We start from the raw sequence: 19480 nt of genomic DNA, 5'->3' as shown, positions 1-19480 counted from the left end.
ATTGGAAACACTCCTGTGCTCGTCGCCTTCGCCTTGACCCCCATGGGTGTGGAGGAAGTTGTCGCGGACTACATCGCAGATGCGGTGAAAATTGTCCGCGAATCCGGTCTCCCCAACCGCTCGGATTCCATGTACACCATGATCGAGGGTGAGTGGGACGAGGTCATGAGCGTAATCAAACGCGCTACGGAAGCGGTGGCGCTGAAGGCGCCCCGCGTCCAGGTGAGTATCAAGGTCGACGTGTGGCCGAACATGCCTGACCCCCTCAATAACAAAATTGCCCTTCTAGAGCAGCGCATCGTGGACACTGGAGGCAACGGATCTGGGCCCATCACCGACGATGCGTGAGGTCCCGATCATGATCTGCTGAGTTCTTGGAGCCTCGGATGCGCCGGCACCGCCGGACCGTCCGCCGGAATCGACAAGTAGTATCGCTCGTTGTTTGCCCAGCTGGTACGAACCGTCACCGGAAATTGTCCGCACGTCAGCATGCCTCTGCACACGGTGGTGGAGCGCCCAGTTGAAGGAATCAACCGCGGACTGAACTGGCGTTGCGGCACGCATGCCCCGGTGTTCCCTTACGTCTTGGCGAGCGTTATGCCCAACTGCTGCATGGCATCAGAGGCTGGCCCGCCTTCGGAGTGTTCAGTCCTGTACCTCTTGGTACAGGGGGACGGTGGCGGGTTCGACAGTTTCGGAGGGTGCGTGCCCGGCCTCCGGGCGGGTGGAAGAGCTTGTGGATACAGCGCCTCGACGGCGCCTGAGGCAGGCCCGCCCTGTCCAGAGGCACGATGCCGGCCCACGGGGCAGCATGCTGCACTGTCTCGCAGAACCTGGCGCCCATCGCCGGGCTCGGAGGAACAAGTCCGATGCCTGCCAGCACCCTGCCCGGTGCCGCAGCAGGATTGAGGCATGCTCCAAGACAGCACGCTGCTGGGGAGCACACCAAGCGGCGATATCCAATTTTGACCGCTTTGATCACAGGTATCGCCTATATGCTGGAGTTTCACCATAGTGCTTCATGAGAACGGTGCGCTTTTTGGACGGCCTTCCATTGTCGTCGCACCGGGTGCGATCCTCATCCCCGGTTGGCTGAGCCAAGAGGTTCAACAGGAACTTGTGACCTGCTCCCGGAAGTGGGCGATGGGGCCCGCCGGTATGCGGCGACCTCGTATGCCAGATGGCTCATGGATGCACATGCAGTCCGTGTGTCTCGGATGGCATTGGAAACCGTACCAATACTCGCGCATTGCGGATGACGTGGACGGGGAACGCGTACGTCCCATGCCGCAACGAATTAAGAGCCTTGCGCGAGCTGCTGTGCAGGACGCCGCCCAATTAGACCCTACCGTGAGCCACAATCCTGACGAGTTTTCTCCAGATGCCGCGATCATCAACTTCTACGATGATGATGACAGGCTAGGTATGCATCAAGATCGCGCCGAGGATAATTCGGCCCCAGTGGTCACCCTCAGTCTGGGCGATAGCTGCATCTTCCGTTTCGGTAACCCAGTGGGAAGAACTAAGCCATGGAAGGATCTAGTTCTCCAAAGTGGTGACCTGTTCGTTTTCGGTGGACCATCTCGACTCGCCTTCCACGGAGTCAGGCGCACATTACCCGGAACGTCACCGGCGGGACTAGACATTCGACGCGGCCGAGTCAGCGTAACCGTCCGGGAAACAGGAATCTCGGATCGTTGAATCGAAGCTTTAGCGAAGGGAATGAAAATGCTCACTAAATCTGATGCCGCAATTTTAGTGCGTGCCGCCAAGATTCGGATGAAGCTGACATGGGGTGACTTAGCTGGCGCGGTGGGCCGGCCGGTCGCATGGACCACAGCGGCCCTTCTGGGGCAGCACCCCATGACGAAGGAAGAAGCCGAGGCGGCAGCGACGCTACTGGGACTCAGCCAAGATGCCGTTGAGGCTTTCCAGCTACAACCCACCCGTGGCACTGAAAGCCCTTCAGTGCCGACCGACCCGACGGTCTATCGGCTGCACGAAGTGGTTCAAGTCTATGGGACCACTATCAAAGAACTCATCCATGAAGAGTTCGGCGACGGAATCATGAGTGCAATCAACTTCCGCTTGGAGGTAGATCGGAAGTCGGACCCGGAGGGCGACCGTGTTGTCATCACACTCGATGGGAAATTCCTCGCCTACCAGTGGGAGTAGGCAACCTGACACCCCGAGAGGTCTTCATCAACGCGCAGACGCCTGCATTTAGATTGCGTGAGATTGAGTGAGCGTGCAAGTGGCATATGTGCCCGGCTTGGGGCAATTCGTGAATTGAATCGAAGGGTTTTCACGATGATCGAATCCGCCCTTGCGGGCCTGTGGGCGGGCTACGGACTGGCTGTACCCGTGGGTGCGGTGGCTGTGCTCATGGTCAATATGACAGCGCAGACTTCGTTCCGCATAGGTGCATCGGCAGCCCTGGGAGCGACAACCGCGGACGTCATGTATGCAGTGATCGCTGTAACAGGAGGCGCCACCGTGGCGGGCGCGATACAGCCCTTCTCGACTCCTCTACGCTGGGTCGCCTTCGGCATCCTGGCCTTCATGGCAATTCGAATCTTCATAACTGCCATGCGCCGAGGTCGTGCAGCAGGGCTCGGCGAGCGGCAGAAAGGAAAAAATCTACGGCCTCTGAAATCCTACACGATGTTCCTCGGGCTGACGGCCCTCAATCCGTGGCCAGCCATCTACTTTGTCGCACTCATCCTGGGCCGGCAGTCGCAAGAACGCATGTCGGGCACGGACTCGGTGGTCTACGTGCTGGCGATTGCAGTTGCCTCGGCCAGCTGGCAACTCCTGCTAGCGGGCGGTGGCGCGATATTCGGCAGACTTCTCACTGGCGCACGTGGCAGGGTATTGACCGCCATGGTATCCAGTGTCCTGATTCTTGGACTGGGCGTCAGCATGGTCATGGACCAGTGACCCGCAGGGTCGGCACAGTTTGGGCGCGCTCCCGAGGAATGGGGGCGCGCCCAAGTCGCTGTGCAGGCCACGGCTATCTGCGGTCACGTGAGAGATTCAGCAGGCTGGCGCTGTAGGTCTGGATGGAGACGATCATGGACCCACTTGCGGAAGTCCAGGATCAGGCTCTCATGGGGGGTATGGAATTCCTCGAAGTATGAGGAAGCGGTTGCATTCTGAACCCGTTCGCATGCTTCGAAATCTTCCCGAGCCGTGATGTCAACGAGAGCGGCGGCGTCGTCGGGAGAGAACCCTGGCATTTTTATTGCATCCGGATGGAACAACCATTGTGTGATGACCCGGGTGCGTGCCGGTGCTACTGGTTCAAAGCGCATGCACATTACGTGGTCGGGGATGAACATGAGGTGGACATTGGGCCATAGCAGGATCCCGTGAAACGTTCGTGCATCTTCCGGAAGGACGCCAGGAAGGGTGGCTGCTGCAGGCTTCCCTGAGAGGGAGAAGCCGGTGACTTCGTCCGCAAGCAGCGAGCCTTCCATCTTGGGGCCGTCGGGGCCGCTGACGGTGCCATACCCGGTACGCCAGCTGGGAAGGATCTGGCAGATCTCGGGGTGCATCGTGGGGCAGTGGTAGCACTCACAGAAGTTCTCGTAGAGGATCTTCCAGTTTGCCTCAACGTCGTACGTGACCTCCTTGGCCACCTGGAGGTCTTCGCATCCATATCGGCCGGGTACGTCCTTGTCACCGAAGCGGTGCTGCAATAGCGGCCCGATCTGCTCCATAAGCGGCTTGGCCAACGGGTCCAGATTGACCCACAGGTAGCCCAGCCACTCGGTCACCTGTGCGGTGAAAAGATGCCGTTCCTTCGTCTCGGGCGGCAAATCGTGCAGGAAGGGTGCGGAGGTGAGATGACCGTCCAGGTTGAAGGCCCAGCCGTGATACGGACAGCGGATGGAGTTTTTGAATTGGCCCTGTTTCTCCGTACACAGCGTGGCGCCACGGTGCCGGCAAAGGTTGATCAGGGCACGTATCTCTCCATCAGGCTTCCGCACCAGGATCAGGTCTTCTCGACCGGCCCGCGCGCGTATGAAGGAGCCGGGGGCGGCGATTTGGGAGGAACGAGCCACGCAGAGCCAGGATTTTTCAAAGATCCTTTCCTGCTCCAGGTTCAGATGCTCTTCGCTGGTGTAGTAGGAGGGCGGCCACGGGATCGTCATAGTGATGCCCCTTGCGAATAGGTGGCGAAGGCGGGGTGCCTCGCCCAGGTGGCGTTGGTGGCAGGCCGCAATGCTGCGGTCATGGCTTGGGAACGTCGGAGACTGCCGGCTGCACGGCGGGGGCGCAGTGGGCCAGGAGGCGATCGATGAGCTCCGCACTGGCGCCCAGATACTGGGCAGGGTCGAGAAGGTCGCTGAGCGGGAGGTCTGTGAGGTACTGCAACACCTCAGCGTCAGCAGCCAGATTCTGTGCGAAGGTACCCTCACCCTGGCCAGCGGCATTGGTGAGCGCGGTAATGTGCTTCTTCGCTGAAGCCTTGCCCATGGCGTCACTCAGCCGGGCGACGACGCGCTCGGCGACGACTTGACCCCCGGTCAGCTGCAGGTTCTGGGCCATCCGTTCGCGGTCCACGGTGAGTCCCTCGCACAGTTCCGCGGCGGTGTGAGCTGCTCCGCCGGTGATGCGCAGGGCCTCGCGCAGTGGGTTCCACTCGGCATGCCAAGCACCAGATGGTCGCTCATCTTCGCTCACCAGGCAATGAGCAAGGGTGGCGGCGAGGGGAGGCACCTGCATCGCCGCGGAGACCAGGAGGGTGGCCAGGACGGGGTTGCGCTTTTGCGGCATGGCGGAAGATGCTCCGCGTCCCTCGACTGCCGGTTCGGCTGCCTCGGACACTTCGGTGCGTGCCAGTACCTGCACGTCTGCACCAAGCTTGCCCAGGGTGCCGACGAGGAGGGAGAGATCGGCTCCGAGAGCGGCTATCGGGACTCGGGCGGTGTGCCATGGCAGGAGAGGTGCGGCAAGTCCCAGCTCTTCGGCGAATGCCTCGGCCAGCAGTAAAGCGGGGCTGCCGTGTTCGGTTGAGGCCCCATCCAGCAGCGCGTATTCGTGATAGGCGGCCAAGGTGCCAGCGGCGCCACCCAATTGGGCAGGCAAGGAGGTCATGGCCGCCTGGGTGCGTTGGGCTGCCTGGTGGATGGCGAAGAGCCATCCGGCTGCCTTGAGGCCGAAGGTGGTAGGCACGGCATGCTGTGTCAGGGTCCGTCCGGCCATGGGGGTGTCGCGGTGGAGGGCGGCCAGGCGGGCCAGGGCGCGGAGGATCCGTTCGACGTCTTGGTGAATCAGCTGTAGGGCACGGGTGGCGACCAGCATGGCAGCGGAGTCGAGGATGTCCTGGCTGGTTCCCCCGCGGTGGACGTGGTCGGCGGCCGCGGGGTGGTCAGCGGCCACGGTGCGCTGGAGTTCAGTCACCAGAGCGACCACAGGGTTTGCGGCCTCACGGGCCCGGTGAGCCAGGTCGGCGATGTCGTATCGGTCGGCTCGGGCAGCTGCGGTGATGGCTTTGGCGGACGCTTTGGGGATCAGTCCGAGGCTTGCCTGCGCCCGGGCCAAGGCTGCCTCAGCATCCAGCATCGCCTGCAGCCATGCCCTGTCGCTGACGGCCGCCTCGATGGGGGTGCCGGAGCTCACTGTGGACAGCAGTCCGACGTCTACCAGTTCATGCGGGGTGGTCATGCCGGCTCGACTCCTTCGGTGGGGCAGCAACCAGGGCGGGGGCGGTCAGAGCAGCTCGCGCAATGGCGTCGGAATCGCTGAGGATCACCGAGTTCACTCCGGGACGGACGCCGGCGGCGGTGACCCAATGGACGTGTTCAGTGGGGATGCCGTAGGCAAAGCGTTTGGGGTGCGGGGTGCCGGAGGCATCGAGGACCCTGTAGGGCCGTTCGGTGACGGCCAGGCCGCCGGTTTGGTAACCAGGGCCGGACGGGTCGGCGATGTGGTAGGCGCTCGCCGCGCCGGCCTTCACGAGTTGGGTCAGCAGGACGTCTTGCGTATTGCGGATATCCGTTTCGGGCAGCCTGGCCTCGATCACGGCGGTGACGGGGAGGGGCCGGGAGTTGGTGATTGCGGACGTGACCAGGAAGCGGCTGCCGAGCCGGTCAGGGTGGACGGTCATGCGGGGTCCGACGACGCTCAGTATTCCGGCTTCCATGAGGGCGACCATCTCGCGTACTCGACGTGCGGGAGGCCCGATGGACAGGAAGGCGTTGAGTGGTGTGTACCACTTGTCCAGGTCCGTGTCATAGGAGGTGCCGCTGATGCCTCCGTGGTCGGCGATGAGACGGATCTCGTTGCGCAGGTCGCGCAAGACATCGAGGGCGGCCTTGAGCGGGTCGGATACGTTGCCCTGGTCGGCGTGCGCAAGGTCTTGTCGCAGGTACGGCAGCAGCCAGTTGTGGAACTCTGCGATGCTGGTGAAGCAGTGGTCTCCGTACGGGCGGTCGATACGCTCCCAAGACCAGCGCTCGTGCGGTGCGATGGTGAACTCGTCCAGCAGGTGCTCGGTGGCTGCATCGTCGTCCGTGGCGCTGTATTTGCTGAGGAAGCGCTCCCCCAGGCAACGGCAGTGCCGGTTGGTCAGCAAGGTCGCGTAGTAGACCGCCTGCACCTCGCGGCTGACCAATGGCCATACGTCCCGCCGGAAGTTCACCGTCCGGCCTGCGTCAGCACACTCACGCAGGTCCCTGATGAGTTCTGGTGTCAGGAACAGGGGCTGATGGCGCTGGGAAACGCCCTTTTCGTTCTCGCCCCGTGCGTGGTAGGGGATGCCACGCCGAGAGCCGGCCAGCAGTCTGGGCTCGCGGCCAGAGGGCCGGTAGATCAGTGAACCCTTGTGGCTCTCGAACCGTCCACCGCGGCCGGTGGTGAGGAGTGCCAAGTAGTCGAAGAAGTTCAGCCCCAGACCGCGTAGGGCTACTGCTTCCTGTGGCCGGATGGTGGAGAGGTCGGCGTCGGCGGGGTTGGAGGGGGCGAGATAGGTCAGGTTTCGCTCGGCGGCGTGGGCGGCCAGACGGGTTTCGTTGGTCCCGCGTTCGTCGAGGTGACCTTGCGCCAGGATCACTGCGTCGAGGTCGCTGAGCACGTGTCCGGTGCTCAGGATGATCTCCTGGCGTTCTCTTGTCGTGTCTTTCAGACCGATGGCTGTGGCGCGCTCGTGTCGGATCTGTACCGAGGGCGGTGCGGTCGTGACGATGTGTTGGTACGCCCAGCGCAAGTAGTGGCCGTAGAAGGAGCGGGACGGGTAGGTGTCCGGGCCCAGCTGGCGAGCCTCGGTGCGTATGTGTGCGGGGTAGTCCGACAGTGATCCCATCAGGGTCAGAAAGCGTGCCCACTCATACAGGCTGGGGCCCTCCTGGATTGGCCCGTCGCACTCGACGCTCTCGTCGGAGAAGATGGTCACTTGGCAGGCGACCGTGTTCATCAGTAGCTCGTGCGGCTGGTCTGTCCGCCACACCCGCCCTGGCCCGGGATCGTAGGGGTCGATGATGTGGATGTGCAGGCGGTCGTCGGGCGCCAGGTCGGGGACGTTGGCGCAAAGCCGCTCGAGAACTGACAGGCCACGTGGCCCGGCCCCGACGATGGCTATCTTCTTCGTCTCCGGTAAGTCAGGTGCCTGGTGCATGCATCCTCCATAGGGATGGGTCGGCTGAGGCATCGGAACGCGGTGCACGGCAGCGGGTTCGGCTCGTTGAGGGAAGAGCCGAGCTTTGCTGGTGATGACGTGGCGTCACTGTGCCGTCCGGCACTGGTTGCAGTGCCGGATCGTGGCCGGCCGTGGGTGGACGGAGGTGTGGGACATGGCTGTGGGTTGCGTAGCCTCAGCTTCCGGCTGGGGCACTGGGCCTCAGCTGCTGATGGAGCTGTTGCAGTGAGACCAGCTGGAAACTGCCGGCTCGCAGGGCTTGGATGCCGTACGCCGCGGCTTGGGCAGCCTCGATGGTGGTGAAGCATGGCGTGTCCCGCAAGACAGCCGCGGTCCGGATGCGCCGACTGTCCCCGCGTGCGGGGCTGGTGCCCGGAATGCTGATCACTAGGTGGACTTTGCCTGCGAGCACGGCATCCGCGATGTCTCGTCCGGGTGCGCCCTGGACAGGAATCTGCTTGCCACAGGTGCCAGTGCGTCGAAGCTGATCGGCGGTGTCGTATGTGGCGAGGATTTCGAACCCCAGGTCAGCCAGATGCTGAACGGGGCGTGAGACTGCGGCCAGCTCCTCTTCCTCAGCGCAGATCACCAGGCGCCCTGCGGTCGGCAGTGCCCCGTAGGCGGCGACCTGAGACTTGGCATAGGCCGCACCGAAGGTGGCGTCCAGGCCCATTACTTCGCCGGTGGATTTCATCTCCGGCCCCAGCTGGGGGTCGGCTCCCTCGCCTTGAGGGGTGGGGAAGCGGTGAAAGGGCAGGACAGCTTCCTTGACTGCGATCGGAGCGTCAGCGGGCAAGGCCGTGCCATCGCCGGAGTGCGGCAGGAGCCGCTCGGTGCGTAGCTGGGCGATGGAGACGCCGAGCATGATTCGAGCAGCTGCCTTGGCCAGGGGTACCGCTGTGGCTTTGGAGACGAAGGGAACGGTTCGGGAGGCTCGCGGGTTCGCCTCCAGGACGAACAAGTCCCCGTCTTTGAGGGCGTATTGAACATTGAGTAGACCCTGCACGCCGACGGCGCGGGCGATGGTGGCGGTGGCGTGGCGCACCCTGGCTATGACGGAGGTGGTGAGAGTGAGAGGGGGAAGGGTGCAGGCGGAGTCCCCGGAATGGATGCCGGCCGGTTCGATGTGTTCCATCACTCCGCCCAGAAACAGTTCATGGCCGTCGTAGAGGGCGTCGACGTCTATCTCCAACGCGTTCTCCAGGAACCTGTCCACCAGTGTGGGGCGCTCCTGGGAGATGCGCGGGGCGTGGCTGAGGTAGCGCTCCAGTTGCTGAGGGGTGTGGATGACTGCCATGCCTCGGCCGCCGAGCACATAGGAGGGCCGCACCATGACGGGATAGCCGAGTCGGTCGGCGGTGTGCTGTATCTGGGCAGGGGATGTGGCGGTGCCGAAGGGCGGGGCGGCGAGCCCGGCATCAGTGAGGATCTTGCCGAATGCCTCGCGGCTCTCGGCGAGATGGATGGCCTGGGGCGATGTGCCGACGATCGGGACACCGGCGTCGGCGAGCTCCTGCGCCAGGTCCAGGGGGGTCTGGCCGCCCAGTTGCACGATCACGCCGGCGACGTGACCTGAGCCCCGTTCGGCGTCGACGACCTCGAGCACGTCCTCTAGGGTCAAGGGCTCGAAGTACAGCCGGTCGGCGGTGTCGTAGTCGGTGGAGACCGTCTCCGGGTTGCAGTTGACCATGACGGTCTCATAGCCGGCGGCCTGAAGGGCCATCACGGCGTGCACACAGGAGTAGTCGAACTCCAGACCTTGCCCGATCCGATTTGCTCCGGATCCCAGGATGATGACCTTCGGGCGGTCGGTCTGCTCGGCTACCTCCGATTCGGCATCGGGGTCCAACTCGTATGCGGAGTAGTGGTACGGGGTGTGGGCGGCGAACTCCGCTGCGCAGGTGTCGACGGTTTTGTAGACAGGGCGGATACCAAGCTGGTGCCGCAGTGCGCGAACTGCCCGCTCTCCTTCTAGTTCAGGGCGGAGGGCGGCGAGTTGCCGGTCGGACACGCCGGAACGCTTCGCCTGTCGTAGCAGGTCTGCAGTCAGCGGCTCCTGCAGAAGGCGGGTGCGTAGCTCCACCAGTAACTGCAGCTGGTCACAGAACCAGGGGTCAACGGACGAAGCTTCGGCCACCTGCTGCACACTGGCGCCCAGCCGGAGGGCTCGCTCCATGGTGAACAGGCGTCCGTCATGTGGTGTGGCCAGGTGAGCAAGGACGGCGTCCAGGCCCTGGTCGACGGGGTCTGGTTGGTTCCAGAAGCCGTCGTCGTGGGCGCCGAGTGACCGCAGAGCCTTGCCCAGGGCTTCCGGAAAGCTGCGGCCCAGAGCCATCGCCTCGCCGACGCTCTTCATCGTGGTGGTGAGCTGCGGGTCGGCATCAGGGAACTTGTCGAAGGCGAAGCGAGGGACCTTCACCACGACGTAGTCCAGTGCCGGCTCGAAGCACGCGGGGGTCTCCTGCGTGATGTCGTTGCTGATCTCGTCGAGCGTGTAGCCGAGCGCGAGCCGCGCCGCGATTTTGGCGATGGGGAATCCGGTCGCCTTCGAGGCCAGCGCGGATGAGCGGGAGACTCGAGGGTTCATCTCGATGACAACCATGCGACCGGTATCAGGGTGCACGGCAAACTGGATGTTGCATCCACCGGTATCGACGCCGACCTGTCGCAGGACAGCGATGCCAAGGTCGCGCATGTTCTGGTATTCGCGGTCGGTGAGGGTCATGGCAGGTGCCACGGTCACCGAGTCGCCGGTATGCACACCCATGGCGTCGATGTTTTCGATGGAGCAAACCACCACGACGTTGTCGTTCCGGTCGCGCATGAGCTCCAGTTCGTACTCTTTCCAGCCGAGCACGCTCTCCTCGACCAGCACCTCGTTGACCGGGGATTCGGTCAAACTGGCACTGCCCAGGCGTTCCAGCTCGGCGACGGTGCGAGCCAGCCCCGAGCCCAGACCGCCCATGGTGAAGGAGGGGCGAATGACGACAGGAAGGCACAGCTGCGCAGCGGCGTCCCGGATTTCGGGCAGGGACCGGCAGACCATGCTGCGCGGCACGTCACCGCCGACGGAGCGGACGATGTCCTTGAAGCGTTGTCGGTCCTCGCCGCGCTGGATGGCTTCGACGTCGGCCCCGATCAACTCCACACCGTAGTGCTCCAGAACGCCTCGCTCATGGAGGGTGACCGCGGTGTTCAGCGCCGTCTGGCCTCCGAGGGTGGCCAGTAGGGCCTGCGGCCTCTCCCGTGCGATGACCTTCTCGACGAAGTCGGGGGTGATGGGTTCGAGGTAGGTGGCGTCGGCGATCTCCGGGTCGGTCATGATGGTCGCCGGGTTGGAGTTGACGAGGGTCACCCGCAGACCCTCCTCTTTGAGGACCCGGCATGCCTGGGTGCCGGAGTAGTCGAATTCGCATGCTTGCCCGATCACGATCGGCCCGGAGCCGATCACCATGACGTGGGCGATGTCGGTCCGCTTGGGCATCAGGATTCCCTGCCCTTCTCCATCAGCGTGACGAACTCATCGAATAGCAGCCGGGCATCGTGGGGGCCGGCTGCGGCTTCCGGGTGGTATTGGACTGAGAACGCCGGTACCTCCAGGCACTGGAGTCCCTCAACTGTGCCGTCGTTGGGGCAGTAGTGGCTGACCAGGGCTGTGCCGAAGGGTGTCTTGAAGGTCTGGCCGGGCACAGCGTCGAGGGCAAAGCCGTGGTTTTGCGACGTGATGGCGACCTGCCCGTTGCGGGCGTCTATGACGGGAACGTTGAGGCCGCGGTGCCCGTAACGCAGCTTGTAGGTGCGCAGCCCAAGGGCCTGTCCCAGGATCTGGTTGCCCAGGCAGATGCCGAACAGCGGGATGCGTCGCAGCAGTGCTTGGGTGACCACCTCGATCAGGGGACCTGCAGTGGAGGGGTCGCCGGGACCGTTGGGCAGGAAGAGGCCATCAGGAGCCAGAGCCTGTACTTCCTCGAAGGTGGAGGTCGGCGGCAGCAGATGGGTTTCGATGCCGCGTTCGGAGAGGAGGTTGTGGATGTTTTTCTTAATTCCGGTGTCCAGCGCGGCGATACGAAAACGGGTCGTGCCGGCAGCCGGTATGAAGCGCCGGCGCTCCACGCCTACCTCGTGAGCCAGGGCGGACCCAGCCATGGGCTTGCTGCCATGCACCGCGGCCAGCATGGCGGCTGTGTCGGTCACAGCCCCGGCAGAAAAGATGCCACCGCGCATGGTGCCCTGCTCCCGTAGGTGACGGGCAAGGCTGCGGGTGTCCACACCGGCAATGCCGACGATCTGCTGGCGGTGGAGCTCCTCACCAAGGGAGCGTGTGGCGCGCCAGTGCGAGGGATGGCGTGCGGGGTCACGTACTACATAGCCAGCAGCCCAGATGCGGTCGGATTCGTCGTCCTCGTCGTTCCAGCCGGTGTTACCGATCTGCGGAGCGGTCTGCATCACGATCTGGCGGTGGTAGGAGGGGTCGGTCAACGTCTCCTGGTAACCGGTCATTCCAGTACAGAAGACCATCTCTCCCAGTGAACGACCCGTCGCCCCGTAGGAAAGGCCCGGAAATACGGATCCATCCTCGAGTACGAGCACCGCAGAATGCTGTGCAGCGACGTATCCCATTAACTCACCCCTTCGATAATGTCTGGCAGGGATCGGACATGCACAATCGGAATATTGTGGCTGGATGAGCTGATGCCGCTTGCAGTGCAACAGCGACCTCTGGAACGATTCATATCCGAGCGGCGACGTTGCGCCGGCGCCTCGCACCTTGCATTCCATCGAGAGGAAAGCCTGTGATCACCTGTTGCATCCAATACAGAATTGATCCCTGGAAGCTGGAGGACTTCGAGCGATACGCGAAGGCATGGCCACCCGTCATCGAAAGGTGCGGCGGCGATCTCACAGGCTACTACCTTCCGAAAGAGGGCGAGAATAATTTCGCACTCGCTCTGATCAACTTCGCGAGCCTCGCCGATTATGAGAAGTATCGCGAACGACTTGCCGCGGACGTGGAGGCGGTCGAGAATATTCGCCAGATGAAAGAATCCGGCTGCATTCTCGTTGAGTCCCGATCCTTTCTCCGGAAGGTGTGATCCCGCGGGGCGGGAGGATGGTGTTGGCCGGCGCGACCGGCCAACACCATCAATCGATGGCCACGGAGTCCGACCCGAGGGCGGGGCGGCTACTTCACTCGCCGCCCAGCATCACCGACAGCAGAGCCATGCGGATGGGGACCCCGTTGTGGGCCTGTTCCCAATAGCCGTTGAAGGGTGTCGAATCCAGGCTGGAATCGATTTCTCCCTTGCGTGGCAGAGGATGGAAGACGGCAAGGTCTGGTTGTCCGTACTGCTCGAGCAGGCTGGCAGTCAGCGGGGTATCACCACGCAACACTCCGTCTGCCGGACGAACACTCGACACCTCATCGAGAATGGTCGGTGAGGAGTAGATCGCGTCCACCTGTGGCAGCACCTCCCGTAGATCCTCACAGATCTCCAGGTGCGGGCCGCGTTGCGCACACTCCTCGCGCAGCTGGGAGTCCAGGCCCTTTCCGGGGGCGGCCACCGCGTACACGGTGCAGTCGTAGTCCCGAAGGCCGCGTAGCAATGAGCGCGTGCAACGCATTCGCAGGTCGTTGACCACGCCGATACGCAGCCCGTCGATCTTGCCGAAGCGTCGCCAGACGGAGTACAGGTCGGTGAGTGTCTGGGTGGGATGCTCGCCTGTGCCGTCACCCGCGTTGATGACCGCGGCGCGGTCGCCGGCAGCATGGGCTGCCAGGGCCGCAACGCCGGTCTCGGGGTGTCGGACGACGATGACATCGCCGTACTCCGACAGCATCCGGAAGACGTCGTAGAGGCTTTCTTGGGTTGCGCCTCCGGCCCGAGTGACTTCGGGGTCTGCGAATCCGGTGACCGCGCCGCCGAGGCGGAGCATCGCTGTTTCATGTGCCAGGCGAGTGCGGGTGCTGGCATCGAAGAAGGCTGAGACCAGGACGCGGCCGGCGAACCGGAGGGGCAGTGCGCCCTGTTCGGCAGCGAGCCGTAGAGCTTCTGCCTTGGTGAACAGATTTTCCAGGTCCCGGCGTTGGAACTGCTGCATCGACAGCAGGTGCCTGCCGTGGAGAGCCTCAGGTGGGGCGGGGGCGGTTACCACCACACGCCCTCGACTGTCTTTGCCGTCCAGGTGCGCGAGTCCACCATGGCGTACCCCGGGGAGACTGGCAGCTGCACGCTGTCGGCCTGCTGGTCGATACCGGTGATCGCGAGCATCAGCCGCTCAATGAGCAGGCCCTGGGACATCGGAGGGGCGCCCGGAGTGATGGGGCAGGTGGTCTCCTCGATCAGCCATTTGCGCTGCATCGCCGCGTCCGGGTAGCCCGGGGCCTCGGGCACCAGCCGGCTGACGAGCTTCTCGGCATTCGCCGGCGTCAGCTCCGCGTCCTCCGGCAGGCCGATGACCTCTTCGATCGGCATGGAGTCATGGGTCCACTTCCACAAGAAGGTGCGGTTGCCGTAGACCTGGCCGGTCAGCATGAACTGGCACTGCGGGTTCCGTCGGAATGCCCGGTGCAGCATGTAGCGTGCCGGGAACTGGTACGGCTCGATCTCGTCGAATATGTAGTCGCATCCTGCGACGAACTCGTCCGCGGTCTCCGCTGAGATGCCCTCCGTGTAGACCTCGATTCGTACATCCGGGGTCATGTCGTGGACGATCTCGCCGACGACCTCGGCTTTATTGCGGCCGACGTTGCCGAAAGTCGCGCCAAGCTGCCGGTTGATGTTCGAGTATTCGAAGGTATCGAAGTCCGCGATCTTCATGCTGCGGACGCCGAGGCGGGCCAGTCGTTCCACCAGGCTGCCGCCGATACCGCCGCATCCTGCGATGCCGATGGTGCAGTCGCTCAGCTTTTCCTGACGGTGCCGCGCCTCATCCTCTGAGTCACCTAACCAGCCCAGATTGCGCCTCACTCGCGACCAGTACAGCTCCTCGTCGTACTTGGCCTCATGCACATGAACGGTCGACTTTCCCATGGTCACCCTTCCTGGCGTGAAATTCCTGCATAGGGCAGTAGAGGAACGTTCAGCGGTCGAGCACGAAGGCCCTCGATGACTGATCCTCGCTAGACAAGCTAAACAATAGTTCGGCCGCACACAAGGTGTATTACTCGTAGTCACTTCCGTTAACAACGAAATGCACGCGTAACCCCTGCGGCATATGCGTGAAACCCTCCAGGGATGGGACTAAAGCGACATTTCGTCCAACAGCTTTCCGTTACCAAAGTTTCGGAGCGGCGCAAACGTGCTTCGCAAAAAGACCCCCGTGAAGGTAATCGCATCGTCAGCAATCGAAGCATTTGATATGACGCCGAGGTACGGTTCCATTCCTCCTCAGCAGCGCCTGTGTCCTGAGGAACTCTTATTTCGATGGAGAGCGAAACGTAGATGCACTCGCTGCTCCTCGGCAGCCGCCGTAGTCGGACGGGCAGCTCTGAGGTGGCGGGCGTCGCTTCCCTCCCTCTCACATCAGGAGGTTCCGTTGAACAGCCCTCACCTGTTAACCATCCGGCCCGAGCCCGGTGAATTCGCGTGGACCTTCGGCGGAGTCCCTCCCGTGGCCCGCCTCACCCCGGATACCGCCCTGGCGGTGTACACGGAGGATGCCTTCGCTGGTGGGGTGCGGTCTGTCACCGACCGAGTGTCGAGGGTCTGCACCTTCCCCCTGCTCAACCCTCAGACCGGCCCCTTCTACATCGAGGGGGCGGAGCCCGGTGACACGCTCGCCGTGCACCTGGTCTCCATCGAGCCGGCCCGGGACTGGGGTGTCTCCAGCACAATTCCCCTCTTCGGGGCCCTCACCTCCTCGCCCACCACCGCAACACTGCAACCCCCTCTACCGGAACGGACATGGATCTGGGAGCTGGACCGGGCCCGGCGCACCTGCCGGTTCCAGGCACAAGACAGCGACATCGTCGTCGACCTCCCCATGGATCCCATGCACGGCACCGTCGGGGTGGCCCCCGCACACGGTGAGGTGCGCTCCGCCTTGGTCCCTGACGCCCACGGCGGCAACATGGACACCCCGGAGATGCGCGCGGGGGTCACCTGCTTCCTTGGCGTCAATGTCCCCGGAGCGCTGCTCAGCCTGGGCGATGGCCACGCCCGCCAAGGCGAGGGCGAGTCCTGCGGGGTGGCGGTCGAGACAGCGATGAACACCACGGTGCTCATCGGCCTGCTCAAGGGCGTGAGGACGCCATGGCCTCGCCTGGAGTCCGACACCCACATCATGACCGCCGGCTCCGCACGGCCCTTGGAGGACGCCTTTCGCATCGCCCAACTGGACTTGGTGCACTGGCTCGGTCGGGACTACGGCCTCTCCCACATGGACGCCTACCAGCTCATCACCCAGGCCCTGGAATCTCCCCTGGCCAACCTGTGCGACACCAACTACACGGCCGTCGCGAAGATGCGCAAGGCCTGGCTTCCGCCGGCCACACCTCACCGGGGCCTGCACGAGCAGCTACGCGAAACCAGCCGTCAGTTGCTGTAGCCGCTGGGAGCGGAGCGCTGCATGACGACGTGATCGGCTCTGTCACGGCGAGCCTGCCGCATCCAGCGCCTCAACCGCGAAACAGCGGGTGCCATCGAGAGAACTCACGTGGCGAGACGCCAGAAGAGGTGCCGTATGCATGTCGTACAACCCGTGAAATTCGCCAACGTCTGCTACGAGATCCGCGGCCCGGTCCTTGAGGAGGCCATGCGGCTCGAAGCGGCAGGTCACCGCATCCTCAAGCTGAACACCGGCAATCCGGCGGCGTTCGGCTTCGAGTGCCCGCCCGAGATCCTGGAGGACGTCCTCCGCTCGATCGGCACGGCGCACGGCTACGGCGACGCCAAGGGCCTGCTCTCCGCCCGCCGCGCGGTGATGCAGCACTACCAGACCAAGGGCATCGAGCTCTCCGTCGACGACATCTATCTGGGCAACGGCGTCTCCGAGCTGATCCAGATGTCGATGCAGGCGCTGCTCGACGACGGCGACGAGGTGCTGGTCCCGGCCCCCGACTACCCGCTGTGGACGGCGTCGGTCTCGCTCTCCGGCGGCACCGCCGTGCACTACCGCTGCGACGAGCAGGCCGACTGGATGCCGGACCTCGCCGACATCGAACGCAAGGTCACCGACCGCACCAAGGCCATCGTCGTCATCAACCCCAACAACCCCACGGGTGCGGTGTACGGCGACGAGCTGCTGCGCGGCATCGCGGAGATCGCCCGCCGGCACAACCTGATCGTCTGCGCCGACGAGATCTACGACAAGATCCTCTACGACGACGCCACCCACACCCCGTTCGCCGCGCTCGCCCCCGACCTGCTGACGCTGACCTTCAACGGCCTGTCCAAGGCGTACCGCGTCGCCGGCTACCGCAGCGGCTGGCTGGCGGTCTGCGGCCCCAAGGCGCACGCCGCCTCGTACATCGAGGGGCTGACGATCCTCGCGAACATGCGGCTGTGCGCCAACATGCCGGCGCAGCACGCGGTCGCCACCGCCCTCGGCGGCCGGCAGTCGATCAACGACCTGGTGCTCCCCGGCGGCCGGCTGCTGGAGCAGCGCGACACGGCCTACGAGGCCCTGATCCGGATACCGGGCATCAGCTGCGTCAAGCCGAAGGGCGCGCTGTACGCCTTCCCGCGGCTGGACCCCGCGGTGTACAAGATCAAGGACGACCGGCAGATGGTCCTCGACCTGCTGCGCGCCGAGAAGATCATGATCGTCCACGGCACCGGCTTCAACTGGCCCGAGCCGGACCACTTCCGCCTGGTCACACTGCCCGGCAAGGACGATCTGGCCGACGCCGTCACCCGAATCGGCGCCTTCCTCGACGGCTACGGACAGCCATAGGCTGCTGGACTTTTCGAAGCGGGCAGAGAAATACCCCGGTGGGTGCTCTGGCATCGCCAGGGCACCCACCGGGCTCGGGGGTTGGCTCCACCCGAGGCCCGGCGCCCCTCCGGGGGAAAGGGGTCACCGGGGGTCTGTTTACGGCTGGGCGTCAGCCAGCGGGGGCGCGCTGACAGGCTCCGGCGCGGTGCCGGCTTGGGGCCGGCGGATGAGTGCGAAGCTGGCGACGGCGCCCAGGAGAGCTACGCACGCGCCGACGATGAAGGCGGTTCGCATGCCGGTGGCGAAGGCGTGGTCGGCCGCCGCCCGAAAACCTTCCCGCACAGGGGCGGGCACGGAGGCCGCCGTGCCGTTGATGTTGCCTGTGGCGACTTCGGTTGCCAGGCCGCTCACGTTCTGGTGCAGGCCGTGGAGCCGGCCGGCCTGGGAGGTCAGGTCGTGGGAGACGGCCACAGCCATGACCGCTCCGATGCCACCGAAGCCGGCGTTCATGCCAACGATGCGCATCGTGGAGTTGATACCGGAGGCCATCCCGGACCGGGCGGCCGGCACGATGCTGATGGCCACGTTGCTCATCTCACCGTTGATCAATCCCGTTCCCAGGCCGCTGATCAGCCCGCCGATCGCGTAGTTGGTCCAATCGCTGTCAAGCGGGGCGAAGGCCAGGAGAGTTGCTCCGGCTGCGACCAGGAGCTGGCCGATGGCGAGCAGTGCGCGCGAGGAGATGCGGTTGGCCAGGCGCGCTCCCAGGGGGCCTGCGCCGAAGAGGGGGATGGCGAAGGGCAGCATCGCCATGCCTGCTTGCAGCGGGCTGTAGCCGAGTACGCCTTGGAAGTAGAGCGGCGTGTAGAGGAACAGGCCCCAGAAGGCGATGGACAACACCAACGGTGCCAGGCTGGCGCCGAGGAAGGTGCGGTTGGCGAACAGGCGCAGGTCGATCAGCGGGTAGGTCTGCCGCAGCTCCACGAAGACAAAGACGATGGCAAGCACAGCCCCCGCAGCCAGGGTGGCGACGATGGTGGGGCTGGTCCAGCCAATCTGCGGCGCCATGACGATGGAGTAGACCACCAGCAGCACTGCTCCGCTGAAGAGCACCAGGCCCTTGAGGTCCATGCGTGTGGCATGAGGGTCCTTGGACTCCCGCGTGCGCATCAATCCCAGGATGAGCATGGCGATGCCGAACGGCGCGTTGAGCAGGAACGCCCATCGCCAGCCACCCAGGTTCACAGCGAGTCCGCCGATGAACGGGCCCAAGGACGCGCCCAGCCCGGAAGCGACTCCGAAGACCGCGAAGGCATGGACGCGGCGCGGGCCCGTGAACTCCTGAACGAGGAGGGCGAGCGAAGAGCTGAACATCCCTGCCGCGCCGATGCCTTGAGCGACCCGTCCGACGTTGAGCCACAGCACAGCCGGGGCCAGTCCGGCGAGCAAGGAAGCGGCGGTGAAGAGGGCGAGCCCTGACAGGAAGACCTTCCGACGGCCGAACAGGTCCGCCAGACCACCGCCGGCCATCAGCAGGGCGGCGAAGGCCATGGTGTATCCGTTGATCACCCACTGTTGGTCGCTGAAGCTGACGGAGAAATCGCGGTGGATGTCGCGCAGGGCAACCGAGGCGACCGTGTAGTCCAGCGGCAGCAGAAACGTCGTCACGCTGCTGACGATCAATGTGCTGACCGCATAGCTCATGCGCAGTTTCGGGGTCATGCAATTCCTAGCTCAGCGTCGGGGCGCATTTTGGGGTGCGGACGCAGCACCTGGGAATGACGGTCCCAAGGATCTCTTCGAGGAGGATTGTCGGGACCGTGGCATTCGGGGGCAGATGCCTCACAGCTCCCCTCCGGATGCACCGGCGAGGGAAATTTACTAAGACGATCCTGGCAGGCTGGGAGACAGATTCTCTAGCGTCTATCGGACCAACACGTTCGGGCTGACTCGTGCCCGAGA

The 19480-nt window shown here is 64.2% G+C and carries 15 protein-coding genes; 7 read left to right on the top strand and 8 right to left on the bottom strand.

The genetic code is table 11. The annotated features are described in order from the left end of the window. Positions 1 to 15 precede the first annotated feature (15 nt). The 4 genes from GR130_RS12230 to GR130_RS12215 all read left to right on the top strand — a co-directional run bounded on the left by GR130_RS12230 (position 16) and on the right by GR130_RS12215 (position 2940). A complete protein-coding gene (locus GR130_RS12230) occupies positions 16 to 348 on the top strand; it encodes an MTH1187 family thiamine-binding protein (protein WP_159504752.1) in 333 nt (110 codons plus the stop codon). Between the two features lie 666 nt (positions 349 to 1014). After that, on the top strand, positions 1015 to 1701 hold the full coding sequence (locus GR130_RS12225) for an alpha-ketoglutarate-dependent dioxygenase AlkB (RefSeq protein WP_201304865.1): 687 nt from the start codon (positions 1015 to 1017) through the stop codon (positions 1699 to 1701). Positions 1702 to 1728: 27 nt separating this feature from the next. Beyond that, positions 1729 to 2175: a cyanase gene (gene cynS / locus GR130_RS12220; protein ID WP_159509917.1), complete on the top strand. Its 447-nt coding sequence runs from the start codon at positions 1729 to 1731 to the stop codon at positions 2173 to 2175. A 135-nt stretch (positions 2176 to 2310) separates the two neighbouring features. Beyond that, complete coding sequence (locus tag GR130_RS12215; protein WP_159504751.1) at positions 2311 to 2940, top strand: LysE/ArgO family amino acid transporter; 630 nt, start codon at positions 2311 to 2313, stop codon at positions 2938 to 2940. Positions 2941 to 3023: 83 nt separating this feature from the next. Here the strand turns inward: GR130_RS12215 and GR130_RS12210 are convergent, their stop codons facing one another. The 5 genes from GR130_RS12210 to carA form a co-directional block, all read right to left on the bottom strand. Then, a complete protein-coding gene (locus GR130_RS12210) occupies positions 3024 to 4157 on the bottom strand; it encodes an aromatic ring-hydroxylating oxygenase subunit alpha (RefSeq protein WP_159504750.1) in 1134 nt (377 codons plus the stop codon). Positions 4158 to 4236: 79 nt separating this feature from the next. Continuing rightward, positions 4237 to 5673, bottom strand: a complete 1437-nt coding sequence (gene pcaB / locus GR130_RS12205) for a 3-carboxy-cis,cis-muconate cycloisomerase (RefSeq protein ID WP_159504749.1) — start codon at positions 5671 to 5673, stop codon at positions 4237 to 4239. Then, positions 5657 to 7621 (bottom strand): FAD/NAD(P)-binding protein, encoded by a 1965-nt coding sequence (locus tag GR130_RS12200; RefSeq protein ID WP_159504748.1) that lies wholly within the window; start codon positions 7619 to 7621, stop codon positions 5657 to 5659. The genes pcaB and GR130_RS12200 overlap by 17 nt, the downstream gene beginning before the upstream one ends. 196 nt (positions 7622 to 7817) lie before the next feature. Further along, a complete protein-coding gene (gene carB / locus GR130_RS12195; protein WP_159504747.1) occupies positions 7818 to 11126 on the bottom strand; it encodes a carbamoyl-phosphate synthase large subunit in 3309 nt (1102 codons plus the stop codon). Continuing rightward, positions 11126 to 12262, bottom strand: a complete 1137-nt coding sequence (gene carA / locus GR130_RS12190; protein ID WP_159504746.1) for a glutamine-hydrolyzing carbamoyl-phosphate synthase small subunit — start codon at positions 12260 to 12262, stop codon at positions 11126 to 11128. Before carA ends, carB begins: the two co-directional genes overlap by 1 nt. A gap of 173 nt (positions 12263 to 12435) precedes the next feature. On the opposite strand from carA, the gene GR130_RS12185 reads away from it, so the two are divergent. Continuing rightward, positions 12436 to 12735, top strand: coding sequence for an NIPSNAP family protein (locus GR130_RS12185; protein ID WP_159504745.1), 300 nt, complete (start codon positions 12436 to 12438; stop codon positions 12733 to 12735). 94 nt (positions 12736 to 12829) lie between these two features. Here the strand turns inward: GR130_RS12185 and GR130_RS12180 are convergent, their stop codons facing one another. Together GR130_RS12180 and GR130_RS12175 are read right to left on the bottom strand one after the other, a co-directional pair. Then, positions 12830 to 13795 (bottom strand): aspartate/ornithine carbamoyltransferase family protein, encoded by a 966-nt coding sequence (locus GR130_RS12180; RefSeq protein ID WP_268977964.1) that lies wholly within the window; start codon positions 13793 to 13795, stop codon positions 12830 to 12832. Then, the gene (locus GR130_RS12175) at positions 13789 to 14673 is read right to left on the bottom strand and encodes a ThiF family adenylyltransferase (protein ID WP_159504743.1); all 885 of its coding nucleotides are present in this window, start codon (positions 14671 to 14673) and stop codon (positions 13789 to 13791) included. Before GR130_RS12175 ends, GR130_RS12180 begins: the two co-directional genes overlap by 7 nt. Before the next feature lie 505 nt (positions 14674 to 15178). Between GR130_RS12175 and GR130_RS12170 the strand changes: the two genes are divergently transcribed. Continuing rightward, a complete protein-coding gene (locus tag GR130_RS12170) occupies positions 15179 to 16189 on the top strand; it encodes an acetamidase/formamidase family protein (RefSeq protein ID WP_201304864.1) in 1011 nt (336 codons plus the stop codon). A 135-nt stretch (positions 16190 to 16324) separates the two neighbouring features. Further along, entirely contained in the window at positions 16325 to 17536 is a 1212-nt protein-coding gene (locus tag GR130_RS12165; protein WP_159504742.1) for a pyridoxal phosphate-dependent aminotransferase, read from the top strand. 138 nt (positions 17537 to 17674) lie between these two features. Here GR130_RS12165 and GR130_RS12160 read toward each other — a convergent pair whose 3' ends face one another. Beyond that, positions 17675 to 19240, bottom strand: a complete 1566-nt coding sequence (locus GR130_RS12160) for an MFS transporter (RefSeq protein ID WP_159504741.1) — start codon at positions 19238 to 19240, stop codon at positions 17675 to 17677. Positions 19241 to 19480 lie beyond the last annotated feature (240 nt).

The organism is Streptomyces sp. GS7, from assembly GCF_009834125.1.
In the GTDB taxonomy this organism is placed as follows: Bacteria; Actinomycetota; Actinomycetes; order Streptomycetales; family Streptomycetaceae; genus Streptomyces.
The sequence above is the reverse complement of the archived record's forward strand: the minus strand, read 5'-3'. Positions and strand labels throughout refer to the sequence as shown.